Origin of the sequence: Nocardioides sp. (assembly GCF_036493135.1) — a bacterium.
GTDB lineage: Bacteria > Actinomycetota > Actinomycetes > Propionibacteriales > Nocardioidaceae > Nocardioides.
Window position 1 is genome coordinate 1 of sequence record NZ_DASXQG010000075.1, and the last position, 15,773, is coordinate 15,773.

15 protein-coding genes are annotated in these 15,773 nt (G+C 71.6%); 6 read left to right on the plus strand and 9 right to left on the minus strand.

Translation table 11 applies throughout. The features are described from left to right. From VGJ24_RS14595 to VGJ24_RS14605, 3 genes are all read right to left on the minus strand, one after another. The coding region (locus VGJ24_RS14595; protein ID WP_331501361.1) for an ATP-binding cassette domain-containing protein at positions 1 to 329 on the minus strand (329 nt) is incomplete at its 3' end. A 122-nt stretch (positions 330 to 451) separates the two neighbouring features. Continuing rightward, positions 452 to 1,390: a proline iminopeptidase-family hydrolase gene (locus VGJ24_RS14600; RefSeq protein ID WP_331501362.1), complete on the minus strand. Its 939-nt coding sequence runs from the start codon at positions 1,388 to 1,390 to the stop codon at positions 452 to 454. A gap of 30 nt (positions 1,391 to 1,420) precedes the next feature. After that, entirely contained in the window at positions 1,421 to 4,162 is a 2,742-nt protein-coding gene (locus VGJ24_RS14605; protein ID WP_331501363.1) for an AAA family ATPase, read from the minus strand. Between the two features lie 142 nt (positions 4,163 to 4,304). On the opposite strand from VGJ24_RS14605, the gene VGJ24_RS14610 reads away from it, so the two are divergent. The 6 genes from VGJ24_RS14610 to VGJ24_RS14635 are packed head-to-tail and all read left to right on the plus strand — an operon-like array spanning position 4,305 to position 9,791. Continuing rightward, entirely contained in the window at positions 4,305 to 4,859 is a 555-nt protein-coding gene (locus tag VGJ24_RS14610) for an OsmC family protein (protein WP_331501364.1), read from the plus strand. Between the two features lie 10 nt (positions 4,860 to 4,869). Beyond that, positions 4,870 to 6,069 (plus strand): NAD(P)-binding domain-containing protein, encoded by a 1,200-nt coding sequence (locus VGJ24_RS14615; RefSeq protein WP_331501365.1) that lies wholly within the window; start codon positions 4,870 to 4,872, stop codon positions 6,067 to 6,069. Further along, positions 6,066 to 6,431, plus strand: a complete 366-nt coding sequence (locus tag VGJ24_RS14620) for a nuclear transport factor 2 family protein (protein ID WP_331501366.1) — start codon at positions 6,066 to 6,068, stop codon at positions 6,429 to 6,431. The genes VGJ24_RS14615 and VGJ24_RS14620 overlap by 4 nt, the downstream gene beginning before the upstream one ends. Continuing rightward, a complete protein-coding gene (locus tag VGJ24_RS14625; protein ID WP_331501367.1) occupies positions 6,428 to 7,678 on the plus strand; it encodes a cytochrome P450 in 1,251 nt (416 codons plus the stop codon). The genes VGJ24_RS14620 and VGJ24_RS14625 overlap by 4 nt, the downstream gene beginning before the upstream one ends. Further along, positions 7,675 to 8,913, plus strand: a complete 1,239-nt coding sequence (locus VGJ24_RS14630; protein ID WP_331501368.1) for a glycosyltransferase — start codon at positions 7,675 to 7,677, stop codon at positions 8,911 to 8,913. Before VGJ24_RS14625 ends, VGJ24_RS14630 begins: the two co-directional genes overlap by 4 nt. Next, entirely contained in the window at positions 8,913 to 9,791 is an 879-nt protein-coding gene (locus tag VGJ24_RS14635; RefSeq protein ID WP_331501369.1) for an alpha/beta hydrolase, read from the plus strand. Before VGJ24_RS14630 ends, VGJ24_RS14635 begins: the two co-directional genes overlap by 1 nt. Here the strand turns inward: VGJ24_RS14635 and VGJ24_RS14640 are convergent. The 6 genes from VGJ24_RS14640 to VGJ24_RS14665 form a co-directional block, all read right to left on the minus strand. Then, on the minus strand, positions 9,739 to 10,683 hold the full coding sequence (locus VGJ24_RS14640) for an alpha/beta hydrolase (RefSeq protein WP_331501370.1): 945 nt from the start codon (positions 10,681 to 10,683) through the stop codon (positions 9,739 to 9,741). The two genes, VGJ24_RS14635 and VGJ24_RS14640, sit on opposite strands and share 53 nt — an antisense overlap. A 68-nt stretch (positions 10,684 to 10,751) precedes the next feature. Beyond that, on the minus strand, positions 10,752 to 12,329 hold the full coding sequence (locus tag VGJ24_RS14645; RefSeq protein ID WP_331501371.1) for a phospholipase D family protein: 1,578 nt from the start codon (positions 12,327 to 12,329) through the stop codon (positions 10,752 to 10,754). Between the two features lie 119 nt (positions 12,330 to 12,448). After that, positions 12,449 to 13,732 carry a dihydroorotase gene (locus VGJ24_RS14650; protein ID WP_331501372.1) on the minus strand — a complete coding sequence of 428 codons (1,284 nt, stop codon included), beginning with the start codon at positions 13,730 to 13,732 and terminating at the stop codon, positions 12,449 to 12,451. Further along, positions 13,729 to 14,706: an aspartate carbamoyltransferase catalytic subunit gene (locus tag VGJ24_RS14655; protein WP_331501373.1), complete on the minus strand. Its 978-nt coding sequence runs from the start codon at positions 14,704 to 14,706 to the stop codon at positions 13,729 to 13,731. The genes VGJ24_RS14650 and VGJ24_RS14655 overlap by 4 nt, the downstream gene beginning before the upstream one ends. After that, a complete protein-coding gene (gene pyrR / locus VGJ24_RS14660; RefSeq protein ID WP_331501374.1) occupies positions 14,703 to 15,299 on the minus strand; it encodes a bifunctional pyr operon transcriptional regulator/uracil phosphoribosyltransferase PyrR in 597 nt (198 codons plus the stop codon). The genes VGJ24_RS14655 and pyrR overlap by 4 nt, the downstream gene beginning before the upstream one ends. 137 nt (positions 15,300 to 15,436) lie before the next feature. Next, positions 15,437 to 15,773 (minus strand): ScyD/ScyE family protein (locus tag VGJ24_RS14665; protein WP_331501375.1); only part of this gene is annotated, 337 nt, incomplete at its 5' end.

Genomic DNA, 15,773 nt, shown 5'->3' on the forward strand with positions numbered 1-15,773 from the left:
AGCACCTCCTCGACGCTGCCGCCCACGCGGTAGTCGCGGTGCAAGCGCGACGACACGACGCCGATATTCTTCTTGATGTCCCACACCGTCTCGCCGCTGCCGCGACGGCGGCCGAAGAGGTGCAGGTCGTTGGCGTACGCCTGCGCGTGATCGCCCGTGAGCATCTCGAGCAGGCTCGACTTGCCCGACCCGTTCTCACCGACCAGGCCGATCCGGCGACCGGGCTGGACGCTCAGGTCGATGCCGTGCAGCACCTGACGGGTGCCGAACCAGACGTCGAGGTCGCAGACGTGGAGCGTGGTCGGAGTGGACGGAGTGGACGGCGACATGCGGGAGCCTTCGCTGATGCGGAGGAGGACTCGCCGGGCGGCGCCGCGGGCGCGAGTCGGGTCAGCGTGCGATCCACATGATGCGAGCAATCTACGGGCCGGCGATGAACGGATCGACCGAATTACAGCGCCAGCAGGAACTCGGTGAGCCCGGCGAAGTAGGCGTCGGCGTCGTCGACCATCGCGAGGTGGCTGCCGTTCAGCGAGTGGTGGTAGCGCCCCCGTGGCAGCTGCTCGGCCATCCAGCGCAGGTGCCGCGGGTCCATCGTGTCGTGCTCGGCACCCATCACCAGCGTCGGTACGTCGATCCGGTGGAGGTCGGCGGTGCGGTCCCAGTCGCCGAGGGTACCGCTCGCGCCGAGCTCGCTGGGACCCTGCATGGGCACGTAGATCGACCGGTTGGTGTGGGCGAACGCCCGCGTCAGCGGCTCGGGCCACTCGTCCGACGGCAGCCGGCAGACGTGGACGACGTCGTGGTTCTCCATGAGCAGCTGCTCGTATTCCGATCCCTCGGTGTCGCCGGCGGCCTCGAGCCGCTTGATCTCGGCCAGAGCCTCCTGGTCCATCGCCGGCATCAGCACCTCCTCGGCGTACCGGTTGTACGCCGGGATGCTGGCCATCATGTTCGAGATCACCAGCCCCTTGAGGTGCTGGTGGTGGGCCAGCGCGTACTCGATCGCGAGGATGCCGCCCCACGACTGTCCGTACAGCACGAAGCTCTCCGGGCCGAGTCCGAGCGCCAGCCTCACCTGCTCGACCTCGTCGACGAACCTGTCGATCTGCCACAGGGACGGTTCGTCGGGCTGGTCGCTGTAATGCGAGCCGAGCTGGTCGTAGAGGTAGTACTCGACCCCGGCCGCCGGCAGGTACCCGTCGACCGACTCGAGGTACTCGTGCGTCGCGCCCGGCCCGCCGTGGAGGAGCAGGACCCGGAGGTCGGGGTTGTTCCCGAACCGCTTGGTCCAGACCCGGAAGTCACCGGCCGGTGTCGACACCGGGATCATCCGCACGCCCCCGGCGATGCGGTCGGGCCGCGCGGTGGAGTCCAGGTAGTCGCCCATCGGGCGAGCATGTCACGACGCGGGTGGTGCCTAGCCGGGCCCCGGCGGGGTGAGGAGCTCGGCGAGCTCCGAGCGCGAGCCGATCCCGAGCTTGGTGTAGACCTTGCGCAGGTGGTACTCGACCGTCTTCGGGCTGAGGAAGAGGGTGGCGGCGGCTTCGCGGGTCGTGCGGCCTTCGACGAGCAGCAGGCTGACCTGGAGCTCCTGCGGGGTGAGAGAGCTGCGCGGGTCGGCGCCGCGCCGGTGCACGGTCTCCCCCGTCGCCGCCAGCTCCGCGGCGGCCCGCTCGGCCCACCGTGCCGCCCCGAGGTCCTCGAAGTCGTCGAGGGCGACACGTAGCTGTTCCCGCGCGCGTAGACGCATCGAGGCGCGTCGCAGTCGCTCGCCGTAGGCGAGTCGGGTGCGCGCGGTCTCGAACCGGTCCAACGTGGCTTCATGCGCCTCCAGCGCCGCCTCGAAGAACGCTGGTGCGGACGCGTCGTCCGCCAGCAGCCCGCGCGCCCGCTCCGCCCGGGCCAGCGCCCAGGGCTGGCCCTTGTCCCGGGCCGCGCGTTCGTACGACGAGGCCACCGCCTGCGCCTCGGGCACCTCCCCCAGTCGCTGAAGGGCGTCCACGAGCTCCGCCGCCGGCGCCAGGTCGGCGTCGGCCAGCTCGTGCTCCTCGAGCAGGTGGACGAGCTCGCGCAGGGTGCTCACCGCCCGAGCAGGTTCGCCCAGGGACAGCTCCAGATCTCCCAGCGCGAAGCGGACCCACGCCTCAGCCATGTGCAGGTGGGCTGCGGCGGGCGTGGCGAGAACCTCGGCGGCGTGTCGACGACAGGGCTCCTCCTGGCCCTGATGCGACTCGAGCCAGCAGAGCCCCGCCAGCGACATCACCTGCTCGGTGATCTGTCCCGTCTCCTCGGCGATCCGCACGACCGCGGTGTAGTTGGCCCCCGCCTCCGCCCACGCCGAGCCGGCCGCCTGGTCACGGGCCAGGTGCCAGAGCACTGCCGGCAGTGCCCCGATCCCCGCCTGGCCACGGACCGCTTCGACCAGCTCTCGCACGGTCGGACCACCGTAGGTGGCGTCACGCAGGTACAACGGCACCTGCAACACCACCGACAGCCGATGCGGGTCCGCGTACAGCGCCGGGGTGGCCTCGAGCAAGGGGAGCGCTGCCCGCAGGTCGTCGGCGCCCCCGGGCTGCCCGGAGAGGATCCGCGCCGTTCCGGTGGCGACCAGGCCGAGAGCCCGGGCTCGGTCGTCGGTGACGGTGGGGGCCAGCTCGGCCAGTCGCTGCGCCAGCGCGACGGCGGCGCTCACGTCGGCAAGGTAGAAGTTCGCGTGCACCGCATCGGCGAGGATGACGGTCTCCTCGTTCGGGTCGGTGGCCAGGTCGGCGGCTGCGAGGAGCATCTCCCGGGCGTCCCGCACGTGGCCGGTCCGAGCCGCGATCGCGCCACGCAGAGACAGCTCCTGCATCCGACCGGGATCCCCCGGACGCTCCCGCCCGTGCGCCTCGAGCAACCCGAGCGCCCGTTCGGTCAGGCCGGCGGACCAGGCCGTCCCGGCCGCGCTCAGCAGCCGCTCGGCTCTGCGCTCCCGGTCCGGGGTCAACCTGGCCGACCGTTCGAAGGCACCCGACGCCACGGAGTACGCCGTGCGTGCCCGCGCGCGCTCGGCGGACTCGGCGAGCAGATCGGAGACCGCTTCGTGCGGCTGCCAGACCGCCTCGGCGAGGTGCCACGCCCGCCGGTCCGGGTCGTCGTCGGGGAGGACGTCGGCCACGGCTCGATGGGCAGCCCTCCGCTCGCGTGCCCCCGCGCGGGAGTAGACCGCGGCCCGCACCAGCGGATGCCGGAAGGCGATCCTCCCCGATGCGACCGACATCAGGCCGGCATCCTCCGCCTCGGCCAGGGCTTCGACGTCGACGCCCAGACTCGCGCAGGCACGGGTGGTCACGAGCAGGTCCCCTCCACAGATCGCGGCGACCAGGAGTGCCGTGCGGCACGCCTCGTCCATCCGATCGAGTCGCCGCGCGAACGCCGCGGTGACGGTGTCGGGCACCCGCGCCGGCAGGTCGGACGGGTCGGTCGCGAGGGCGTCGAGGTCGTCGCCCGAGAGCTCCAGCAGGGCCAACGGGTTCCCCTCCGCCAGCGCGAGCAGAGGCTCGAGGTGTCCCGGGGCGAGGGGACCGCCCGCCGTCTGCGTCACGAGGGCGGCTGCCGCGTCGTGGTCGAGTCCGGAGAGCTGGACCACCGGAAGGCCCGTCACGAGTCGGTCCGCCTCGGAGGTGCGCACGGCGGCGAGCACGACGATGGGGTCGGCCGCCAACCGCCTGGCGGCGAAGACGATGGCCTCGGCCGAAGGCAGGTCGAGGAGGTGCAGGTCGTCGACCACGACCGCGACCGGCGCCTCCTCGGCGTACCCGGTGAGCAGACTGAGCACCGCGGCGCCGATGACGAACCGGTCGCCGCTGCCGGTTCCCGCGTCCGAGAGTGCGAGGGCGCCGGACAGCGCCGCCGCCTGGGGCGTGGACAGACCGTCCAGATGAGGCAGCGCCGGTCGCAGCAGCTGGAGCAGTCCCGCGAACGGGATGTGGCGTTCGGCCTCGAGGCCCGTGGCCCGCAGCACCCGCATCTCGCCGAGAGACGCGAGCGTGTCCTCGAGCAGGGCGGTCTTCCCGACGCCCGGCTCGCCCATGAGCACGAGGGTGCCGCCGACCCCCAACCTCGCCGTCGCGACCAGTCGGCTGACGGCCTCGCGCTCTGAGTCCCTCCCCAGCAGCACGGACGGAGTGTATGACCACCCGGTCGCGGGCGCATGGCACTTCTAGGGGGGTCTCCGGATGCGGTGGCGGGCCGAGGAGGGCGAGCGTGCTGCGGGTCAGCACGGACCACATCGGCCACCGGCCGAGAACGGAGAAACCAGCATGAGCATCACCGCCACACCCGACAACGGCGTCAACGTCGAGGCGTTGCTCGGCGCCCGCGCCGCTTTCACGGAGGCTCCCGAGATGGCCCAGTTCACCTGGCGGTCATCGGTGACATGGGAGAACGGCACCCACAGCCGCTCCGAGGTCGAGAGCTTCTACGGCTTCGCCGACGAGCAGGTGCATCACACCTCGTTCACGCTCGACGCCGACCACCCGTTGCAGTTCGCCGCCCAGGACAAGGGCCCGACGCCGACCGAGTACGTCCTGGTCGGTCTCGGCGCCTGCCTCACCGCCGGTGTGGCCGCCGTGGCCCAGCAGCGAGAGATCCAGCTGCGGTCGGTGAGGGCCACCCTGTCGGCCGACATGGATCTGCAGGGCATCCTCGGTGACCCGGAGATCCGCAAGGGCTTCAGCGGGATCAAGGTCGACTACCAGATCGATGCCGACGCTTCCGGTGACGACATCCGGGCCCTCGTGGCGCAGTCCCAGAAGCTGTCCGCCGTCTTCGACATCGTGACCAACCCGACCGACGTCACCGTCAACGTGATCTGAGGGTGGCCTGATGCCGAGCGTCACCGCAGTCGTGGTGGGGGCCGGGCACAGCGGGCTCGCGATGAGCCGTCATCTCGCCGGCCGCTCGGTGGACCACGTGGTCCTCGAGCGCGGTGAGGTGGCGAGCTCGTGGCGCACGCAGCGCTGGGACTCGCTCCGGCTGCTCACCCCGAACTGGATGACGCGCCTGCCCGGCTGGGAGTACCAGGGTGACGACCCGGACGGGTACCTCTCCGCTCCGGAGGTCGCCGACCTCATCGCCGGGTACGCCGCGGCGTCCGCTGCCCCCGTGGTCACCGGCACCACGGTGACCTCGCTCCGGCCCGGCGGCGAGGGGTTCGAGGTGGACACGGACCAGGGCCGCTGGAACGCGCGCACCGTGATCGTGGCGGCAGGGACGACGCGGGGGAACGTCCCTGCCGTCGCCCGACGCCTGCCGGACCTCGTCTCGATCCCGGCACTGGAGTACCACAACCCCGACCAGCTGCCCGACGGGGGCGTGCTGGTCGTGGGCGCGTCCGCCAGCGGGGTGCAGATCGCCGACGAGCTCCAGCGCGCGGGTCGACACGTCACGCTCGCGGTCGGCGAGCACGTCCGTGTGCCGCGGACCTACCGAGGTCGGGACATCCTGTGGTGGCTCGATGCCCTCGGCATCCTCGACGAGCGGTGGGACGAGGTGGACGACATCGTCCGGGCCCGTCACCTGCCGTCGTTGCAGCTGGTCGGCGCGTCGCGCGCGCTCGATCTCAACGCCCTCCAGGCCGCCGGCGTCCGCCTCGTCGGCCGGTTCGCCGGCGTCCGTGAGGACGTCGCGCAGTTCTCGGGCTCCCTGGCCAACGTCTGCGCCCTGGCCGACCTGAAGCTGGGGCGTCTGCTCGACGCGATCGACGACGAGGCCGGGGGTCGCGGGGAACGCCCCGAACCCACTCTCGTGAGCAAGCCGACCCTCGGGCTCTCCCTGTGCTCGGGAGAGATCCGCTCGGTGGTATGGGCCACCGGTTTCCGCCCCGACTTCTCGTGGCTCGACGTACCCGTCTTCGACCACCGGGGCCGGCTCCTGCACGACGGAGGCGTGACCCGGTGGCCCGGCCTCTACGTCCTGGGCCTGCCGATGCTGCGCCGGCGTCGCTCGACCTACATCGACGGTGCCCGCAGCGACGCGGCCGACCTGGCCCTCCATCTCACCGACGCCCTCAAGGAGGCATCGTGAACAACCATCCCCTGGCGTCGTCGGTCGCCACCGCCGTGGCCGACCGGGCCCTCGACCGGCTCGGAGCCCACCTGACGGACGAGATCCGGCTGCGTGCCCTGCTGCCCGGCGGATCGATCGAGGAGCACGGTCGGGATGCCGTCCTGGCCCGGTTCGACGACTGGTTCGGCAGCTACGACACCATCGTCCTCAGCGACGTGGCCGGTGACGACGTCGGTGACCGCGTGTTCGTGCACTACAAGCTGACCTTCGACCCCGACGGCAACGCTCGCGTGCTCACCCAGTCCGTCGTGTGCTCCCTGCGCGACGGCCTCGTGGGACGCATGGACCTGGTCTGCTCCGGATTCCGGGAGCTGACATGACCACCACCCGCGAGGCGGCCCTCGACCACTGGGGCGACTATGACCGCGACCACCCGTTCGAGCTCTTCGACCGGGTGCGTGAGGCAGGGCCCGTCCACGACGTGACTCTGGCCGACGGCCATCGCGCCTTCCTCGTCGTCGGGTACGCCGCGGCGCGCGAGGCCCTGAACCACCCGGACCTGTCCAAGGACATGCTCGCGGCGCTCGCTCGCGACGGCGCCCTCGTAGCCGAGGGCCTGCCCGGTCCCGCGTTCGCGCGCCACATGCTCAGCGTCGACCCACCCGACCACACGCGGCTTCGCCGGCTGGCCGCCGGCGCGTTCCGGCGCGCCCGACTCGAGGCGCTGGAGCCCCGCATCCGAGAGCTGGTCGATGAGCTCCTCGTTGAGCTGGACTCGGGCCCCGGCCCGGTCGACCTGGTGGCGGGCTTCTCCCGTCCGCTCCCGTTCGCCGTGGTCGGCGAGCTCCTGGGCATCGACCGGCCCGACCAGAACCTCCTCGCCGGTTGGTTCGCCAGCCTGCTCGCGCCGTACACCGGTGGGGAGCCGCCGGCCGAGGCGGTGGCCGCCTCCGACGCGATCGTCGGGTACCTCGACGACCTCGTCGACAGCAGGTGGGAGACGCCGACCGAGGACTTGGTCGGGGATCTCGTGCGCGCCTGCCGCGACGACCTGCTCACCCGGCAGGAGCTGCTGTCGACGGTGTTCCAGCTCATCGTCGCCGGCCACGACACCACGACCAGCCTGATCGGCAACGGCGTGGCCCTGCTCCTCCAGCACCCTGACCAGCGCGAAGCCCTGCTCGCGGAGCCCGATCTGGTGCCGCGGGCCGTCGAGGAGATGCTCCGCTTCGACGCAGCCGTGCACCACGCGACGTTCCGGTACGCCGTGCGCGACGTCACCATCGCCGGCGTGACGATCCCCGCCGGCGTGCAGGTGCTGGTCAACCTGGCTGCCGCGGGCCGGGACCCGGAGCGGAACGGCGACCCGGACCTGTTCGACGTACGGCGAAGCGGCGCGGCACACGTGACGTTCGGACACGGCGTGCACCACTGCGTCGGCGCGCCCCTGGCCAGGCTGGAGGCCGAGATCGCGTTCACCGAGCTGCTGCGGCGGTTCCCGTCGATGCGGCTCGCGGTCGCGCCCGAGGAGCTGCACTGGGGCCATGGCGACGGCCTGGTCCTGCGCGGGCTTTCCGCGCTGCCGGTCTTGCTACGGACGTCGGGGCGGCCGGACAATCCCTCATGACCAGCGCTACCTGGGTACGCGCTCAGAGCCGTCCGCGACGGGCTCTCTACCTCTCCTCGCCGATCGGCCTCGGGCACGCCCGCCGCGACCTCGCGATCGCACAACAATTGAAGCGACTGCACCCGGACCTGCAGATCGACTGGCTCACCCAGAGCCCGGTCACCGGTGTGCTCGAGGAGGCCGGCGAGCGGGTACACCCCGCGTCCGCGTGGCTGGCCAACGAGTCGGCCCACATCGAGTCGGAGTCGGGCGAGCACGACCTGCACGTCTTCCAGGCACTTCGAGAGATGGACGAGATCCTCGTCAACAACTTCATGGTGTTCAACGACGTGGTCGAGGAGACGCCGTACGACCTGGTGATCGGCGACGAGGCCTGGGACGTCGACTACTTCCTGCACGAGAACCCCGAGCTCAAGCGGTTCTCGTTCGTCTGGATGACCGACTTCGTGGGCTACCTTCCGATGCCCGACCTCGGCGAGCGCGAGGCGTTCCTCACCGCCGACTACAACGCGGAGATGCTGGAGCAGCGGGCCCGCTTCAAGCGCATCCGCGACCGGCAGGTCTTCGTCGGCAATCCCGAGGACGTCGTGGACGAGTCCTTCGGGCCGGGGCTGCCCAACATCCGTGAGTGGACGGTCGAGAACTTCGAGTTCGCCGGCTATGTCACCGGGTTCGAGCCCCCGTCGGAGGACGAGGTGGCGCGGTCGCGCCGCGAGCTCGGGTACGGCGACGCCGACGTCCTGTGCATCGTCACGGTCGGTGGGTCCGGCGTCGGCGAGCCGCTCCTGCGGCGGGTGCTGGACGCCGTTCCGATCGCCAGGGCGCGCGTGCCCGAGCTGCGCTTCCTCGTCGTGACCGGCCCGAGGATCGACCCGGACGTGCTGCCCTCCGTCGAGGGTGCCGACGTGCGGGGTTTCGTCCCGGACCTCTACCTGCGCCTGGCCGCGGCCGATGTGGCCGTGGTCCAGGGCGGGCTGACCACGACCATGGAGCTGGCCGCGGCCGGCGTCCCGTTCCTCTACGTGCCTTTGCGGCACCACTTCGAGCAGAGCATCCACGTACGCCACCGCCTCGAGCGCTACCGGGCCGGCCGGTGCGCGTCGTACGACGAGGTCAGCGACCCCGACTGGCTGGCGGAGGCGATCGTGAAGCAGGTAGGCACCGAGGTGGCCTACCGGCCCGTCGAGTCCGGCGGCGCCGAGCGTGCCGCTGCCATGCTTGCTGAGCTGGTCTGATGCGGGCCGCGGCCCCGGTCGAGGAGGGGGTGCTCGAGCGCGACGGCTTCGGCGTCGGCTACGCGATGTACGGCGCCGGCGACGTCACGGTGTGCCTGGTGATGCCGGACACCATCGTCCACGCGGGGGCCTGGAAGGCCCAGGTCCCGTTCCTGGCCCGACACTTCCGGGTGGTGACGATCGACCCGCGGGGCAACGGACGCTCGGACCGGCCGACCGGTTCGGAGCAGATGACGGCCCAGCACCTCCTCGACGACGTCTGGGCCGTGCTCGACCACGTCGGGGCGGAGCGCGTGGTGATGGGCGGGGTCTGCGCCGGTGCGGGACTCTGCACCATCCTGGCCGCCGAGCGGCCCGACCGGGTGTTGGGCGTCTTCGCCATCAACCCGGGGCTGGCGCTGAGGCCGCCGTTGCCGCATCGGCTGCAGTTCGACTTCGACGCCGAGCTGGACACGGACGAGGGCTGGGCGAGGAGCAACCGGCACTACTGGTTGCGCGACTGGCCGGGCTTCGCCGAGTTCTTCTTCACCCAGATGTTCCCCGAGCCGCACTCGAGCAAGCAGGTCGAGGACACCGTCGGCTGGGCCCTGGAGACGACCCCGGAGACCATGCTCATCGACCACGACGGTGAGCCCGATCCGCGGTTCTCGACCGATGCCGAGGACGTGTGCCGGGCGCTGCGTTGTCCGGTCCTCGTGGTCTCCGGCTCGCTCGACATGTGCCAGGATCCCGACCGCGGCCGCCGCGTCGCGGAGCTGACCGGCGGGGACTTCGTGCTCCTCGAGGGCTGCGGGCACCTGCCCCTCGCCCGCGACCCGGTCAAGATCAACCTCCTGCTCCGCGACTTCGTGCGACAGGTCTCCCGCGCGACGGTCTGAACGTGCTCGTTCCCGTCGAGGCCGACAGGACGTCGTCCAGCACGCGGTTCACGGCGACCGGGTCCCGACCCTGGGGCGCGTGCCCCGAGCCCTCGAACGCCACCAGGGTTCCGCCGGTCAGCTCGGCCAGCCGTGCGCCGTGCTCGAGCGGGATGATCCGGTCGGCGGTCCCGTGCACGACGACGACGGGACATCGCACCGCGGCACACTGGTCCTCCACCGAGCGCTCGCCGGGAACGCGTCCCACCTCCGCCCGGACCAGGGTCTCGGCGGTGGTGCCCCGGCCCCATCCCACGAGGTCCTCGATCAGCTTGGTCGAGTGCTCCTCCGGCACCAGCTGGTCGAAGAAGAAGTCGAGGAAGCCGGGATAGTCGCGTAGCCAGGAGTACCGGTTGTAGCGGTCCCAGCCGTCGTCGTGCCCGGTGTCCTCGCCCCAGCGGTCGAACGATGCCTGCCGCTCGGGAGGGAACGACCCCAGGTCGCGGATCGAGGGCCCGATCGCGACCCACGCGGCGACGCGGTCCGGGTGGTCCGACGCGAGGTCCAGCGCGTGCAGGTTGCCCATCGACAACGCGACCACCACGGCCCGCTCGGTCCCGGTCGCGTCCAGCACGTCGAGCGCGTCCTGCGTCTCCTGCTCCCGCGCGTACGCCGAGCTCTCCTCGGGGCGGTCGGACGCCCCGTTGCCTCGTGGGTCGAAGGTGATCACCCGGGTACGCCGAGCCAGGAAGGCGACCTGCAGCTTCCAGATCTCGGCCGGCACGATGCACCAGGTCGGGAGCAACAGCACCGCGGGGTCCTGCGGCCCGGCCAGGTCGCCGTACACCTGCCAGGCGACGCGCACCCCGTCGCGCTCGATGAAACCCGTCTCGTCCGGCTCCCGTGCCTTCATGATCTGCCCCCGAGGTCCAGCATCCACCTCACCAGCGGTTTCACACCATGGCCCGCGACCTGGCCGGATCAGTACTCCGAGGCTCCTCGGATCGGGCCGGGTCGGCCGTCCGGGTCGTGGAGCACGTCGAGGGGGACCTTCGCCCACATCCGGGTGAGGCGCGACAGCCGGGGAAGGGGGATCGGCCGCAGGCACCCCGGCGGCCGGTCCCCCACCCGACCGGAGTCGTGCCAGGCCTGCAGTCGCGTCGCGGACGCCGCGTAGGCGTCGTACATGCCGGCCGGGTCCAGGCAGTCGGCCATCACTTCGTGCAGCCCTCGCTCGGCGACGTCGGGCAGCCGGTCGAGGTGCTCGGCGGCCAGGGTGAGCCTGAGGTCGCGCGCGTAGTCGTGGTCGAGAACGACCGCCGTCAGCTCGGAGTCGTGGGTCCAGGAGCGCCGGTTGAAGTTGTCCGACCCGGTGCTCGCCCAGGCGTCGTCTATGACGCAGACCTTCGCGTGCACGTAGACCGGCGTCCCGGCGTGGTTCTCGATGCCGTACGCCGCCACGCGCCCCGGCCCGATCCGCATCAGCCGCACGAGCGCGCGCTCGCGACCCAGGTACTGCGGCACGCGGTTGAGCCCGCTGATGTCGGGCACGAGCGGGATCACCACGACGAGCCGGAGATCCGGGTGCGCACGAAGAGCCTCCTCGAAGGGCTCGGCCACGCCGTGGCCCCAGAAGTACTGGTCCTCGACGCTGACGATGCGCTCGGCGCGCGCGATCGCCTTGGCGTAACCGCGGGCCACGCTGCGCTCTCCGCCCCGTGCGAACGGGTAGTCGCGGCCGTGTCGGAGATCGGGGTAGGTCCGGAGCAGCTGCACGGTGTGCGGCCCCGCCGTGGGTGGAGGCGGCGCCTGCTCGGGGAGGCCGTCGGGCGAGGTGTCGTGGTGGCGCCACAGGTCGACGGCCCTGCGGACCGGGCTCCGCGACAGTGGTGTCGGATCCTCCCAGCGCTCGCGGAAGACCGTCTCGACGTCGTACACGGCGGGGCCGTGGATCTCGACCTGTACGTCGTGCCACGGCGGGTGAGCGCCGTACTCCTGGGTGAGGGGCTGGGCCTGCGGATCCCCCGCGTGGTCGGCGTCGTCGCGTCGGTTGTGCGCGAGGTCCATGCCTCCCACGAACGCGACGTCGCGCGACGGGTCGTCGCGATGGCGGATCACGACGAACTTCTGGTGGTGAGACCCGCCCGTGCGCACCCGCATGTCGAGCAGGACCTCGGCGCCGCGGTGTTGCAGCTGTTCGCCCAGATGCCGGTTCTCGGCGGCGAAGAATCCGGTCAGGTCGGTGTGCGACCGCCAGACCAGGCCGCGTACGTCGACACCGCGCTCGTCGGCTCGGCCGAGCACCTCGACGACCTCGCTCCCGGGCTCCTCGGTGAGCCGCTCGTCGGCGTCGCCCTGCCAGTCGGTGAAGAGCACCAGGTCACCGGGCCGGGTCGCCTCGATCGCGTCGTACAGGACCGGGAAGTACGTCGCTCCGTGGATCAGCGGCCGCACCAGGTTGCCTGTGGACCAGGCCTGCTCGCCCGGATGTACCTCGTCGAGACGCGTGGCCGGGTTGCCACGCTCGGTCTCGGTCAGCAGCCAGTCGCGCGGGTCCACGTTCCGAGCATGCCGCACCGGCGGTCAGGACGTCGCCGGGCTCGTGCTCGGGAACGAACGAGATGTCCAGGTCGCCGGACCGGGTCGTCAGACTCCACACTCACGGGGCGCGCTGCCCGTCACGCGAGCTTGGCGTCGAGCACCGTGGGCTGCCCGCGCAGGAACGTCGCGACGACCCGGCCCGGCAGCTCCATCCCGGCGTACGGCGTGTTGCGCGAGAGCGAGACCGACTCGGCCGTCTCGACCACCCGGCGTACGGAGGGGTCGTACAGCACGACGTTCGCCGGTGCGCCGTCCTCCAGCGGACGACCATGGTCGGTCACCCGGCCGATGCGCGCGGGCGCGTAGGACATCCTCTCCGCGACCTCGGCCCACGTGAGCAGGCCGGTGTCGACCATCGTCTCCTGGACCACCGAGAGCGCGGTCTCCAGGCCGAGCATCCCGAAGGCCGCGGCGGCCCACTCGCAGTCCTTGTCCTCGTGCGGGTGAGGTGCGTGATCGGTGGCGACCACGTCGATCGTGCCGTCGGCCAGGCCGGCACGCAGCGCCTCGGTGTCGACGGCGGTGCGTAGCGGCGGGTTGACCTTGTAGATCGGGTCGTAGGACGCGGCCAGCTCGTCGGTCAGCAGCAGGTGGTGTGGGGTGACCTCGGCGGTGACGTTCCACCCCGACGCCTTCGCCTGCCGGATCAGCTCCACGGACCCGGCCGTCGACACGTGGCAGACGTGCAGCCGCGAGCCGACGTGGGCGGCCAGCAGGCAGTCACGGGCGATCACCGCCTCCTCCGCGACCGCCGGCCACCCGGCCAGGCCGAGGCGGCCGGAGAGCTCGCCCTCGTTCATCTGGGCGCCCTCGGTGAGCCGCGGCTCCTGCGCATGCTGGGCGACGACACCGTCGAACGCCTTCACGTACTCCAGCGCCCGGCGCATCAGGACCGCGTCGCTCACGCAGTGGCCGTCGTCGGAGAAGACCCGCACCCGCGCCGCCGAGTCGGCCATCGCGCCGAGCTCGGCGAGCTGCCGGCCGGCCAGACCGACGGTGACGGCACCGATCGGGTAGACGTCGCAGTAGCCACCCTCGCGGCCGAGCCGCCACACCTGCTCGACGACGCCGGCGGTGTCGGCGACCGGGTCGGTGTTGGCCATCGCATGGACGGCCGTGTAGCCACCCATCGCGGCCGCCTGGGTGCCGGTCAGCACCGTCTCGGCGTCCTCACGACCTGGCTCGCGGAGGTGGGTATGCAGGTCGACCAGGCCGGGCAGCACGATCAGTCCGGTCGCATCGATCACCTCGTGACCGCGCTCGTCCCAGTCACCGTCCAGGGCGACGCGGCCCTCCTGGATCAGGATGTCGGTCGGGTCGCCGCCCAGGAGAGCGGCGTTCTTGATCAGGAAGCTGGTCATGCGTCCGCTCCTTCGCTCTCGACGACGCCCGAGACGGCCGGCTCACTTCCGCCGAGCAGCAGGTAGAGCACGGCCATCCGGACGGCGACGCCGTTGGTGACCTGCTCGACGATCACCGAACGGGCGCTGTCGGCGACGTCGGCGGTGATCTCCATGCCGCGGACCATCGGGCCCGGATGCATGACGATCGTGTGGTCCTGCAGGGTCGCCATCCGCCGGCCGTCGAGGCCGTAGCGACGGCTGTACTCCCGCGCTGTCGGGAAGAACCCCCCGCTCATCCGCTCGCGTTGGACGCGCAGCATCATCACCGCATCGGCCTTCGGCAGCACGCCGTCGAGGTCGTACGACGTCTCCACCGGCCAGCTGTCGACACCCACCGGCAACAGCGTCGGGGGCGCGACCAGCGTCACCTCCGCGCCGAGTGTGTGCAGCAGTAGCGCGTTCGAGCGGGCGACCCGCGAGTGCAGCACGTCGCCGACGATCACGACCCGCCGGCCGTCGAGGGTGCCGCCGTGACGCGCCCCGAGATGCCTCCACATCGTGAACGCGTCCAGGAGCGCCTGGGTCGGGTGTTCGTGCGTGCCGTCGCCTGCGTTCACCACCGAGGCCCGCACCCACCCGGAGTTCGCGAGCCGGTGCGGTGCCCCGCTGGCGCCGTGCCGGATCACGACGGCGTCGCAGCCCATCGCCTCGAGCGTGAGCGCGGTGTCCTTGAGCGACTCCCCCTTCGACAGCGACGAGCCCTTCGCGGAGAAGTTGATGACATCGGCCGAGAGCCGCTTGGCCGCGGCCTCGAACGAGATGCGAGTGCGGGTGGAGTCCTCGAAGAACAGGTTCACCACGGTGCGGCCACGCAGGGCCGGCAGCTTCTTGATCGGCCGGTCCGCCAGCGAGCGCAGCTCCTCGGCGGTCCGCAGGACGAGCTCGGCGTCCTCGCGGCTCAGGTCCGCGGCCGACAGCAGGTGCTTCTTCACGATGTGGCCCCCTCGATGATCACCGCGTCCTCGTCGTCCACTCCGGTGAGGTGGACCCGCACCCGCTGCACGAGCGAGGTCGGGAGGTTCTTGCCCACGAAGTCGGCCCGGATCGGCAGCTCGCGGTGGCCGCGGTCCACCAGGACCGCGAGCTGGACCCCGCGCGGCCGGCCCACGTCGTTCAGCGCGTCGAGGGCCGCGCGGATCGTGCGTCCGGAGAAGAGGACGTCGTCGAACAGGACGACGACCTTGTCGTCGATCCCGCCGTCGGGGATCTGCGTCGGGAGCAGCGTCCGCGCCGGCTTCAGGCGCAGGTCGTCGCGGTACATCGTGATGTCGAGGGACCCGCTCGGGACGGTGGCGCCCTCCACGGCCGCGATGCGTTCGGCGATCCGCTCGGCCAGCGGGACGCCCCGCGACGGGATGCCGAGCAGGACGACGTCAGCGGCGCCCTTGTTGCGCTCGAGGATCTCGTGCGCGATGCGGCTCAATGCGCGGGAGATGTCGCTCGCGTCGAGGACGGTGCGATCGGTGCCCGGATCGGGCCCCGGCGAAGATGATGATGATGATGACGCGGTGGCTGGCGCAGGCATCTGCGTCCGGACCTCCTTCTCCGCCTCACGGGACGGCTCGTTAAAGGATGTCGATCGGTGGCGACCCTAGCAGGCGGAGGAGTCTCCGCCTGCCAGGGCTCCTGCGTGGTGCTGGTGCAGTGCGGCTGGGTGACGCGTCAGCCGAGCGGGACCTTGATCACCGACCCGTCCTTCGGCAGCACGGCCCCGATCGAGACGTAGGCCGCACCATGGCGGAACGCCACGCCGTACGGCGCGAACAGCCCGCCCGCGATCACCTTCGAGGCCTTCCCGGAGGCATCCGGGAACACCCGGCGCAGTGACCCGATCGGGCCACCGGGGTCGGTCAGGCCGAGGTCGGCGATCTGCACGGCGTACAGCTTCTTGCCGTTGAAGGCCAGGCCGGTCACGTTGGTCAGACCGGTCGCCCACACCGTGGGCGTGTGACCGGGGACGACCCGCCAGATCCGGGAAGCCCCGGGGATGAACGGGAAG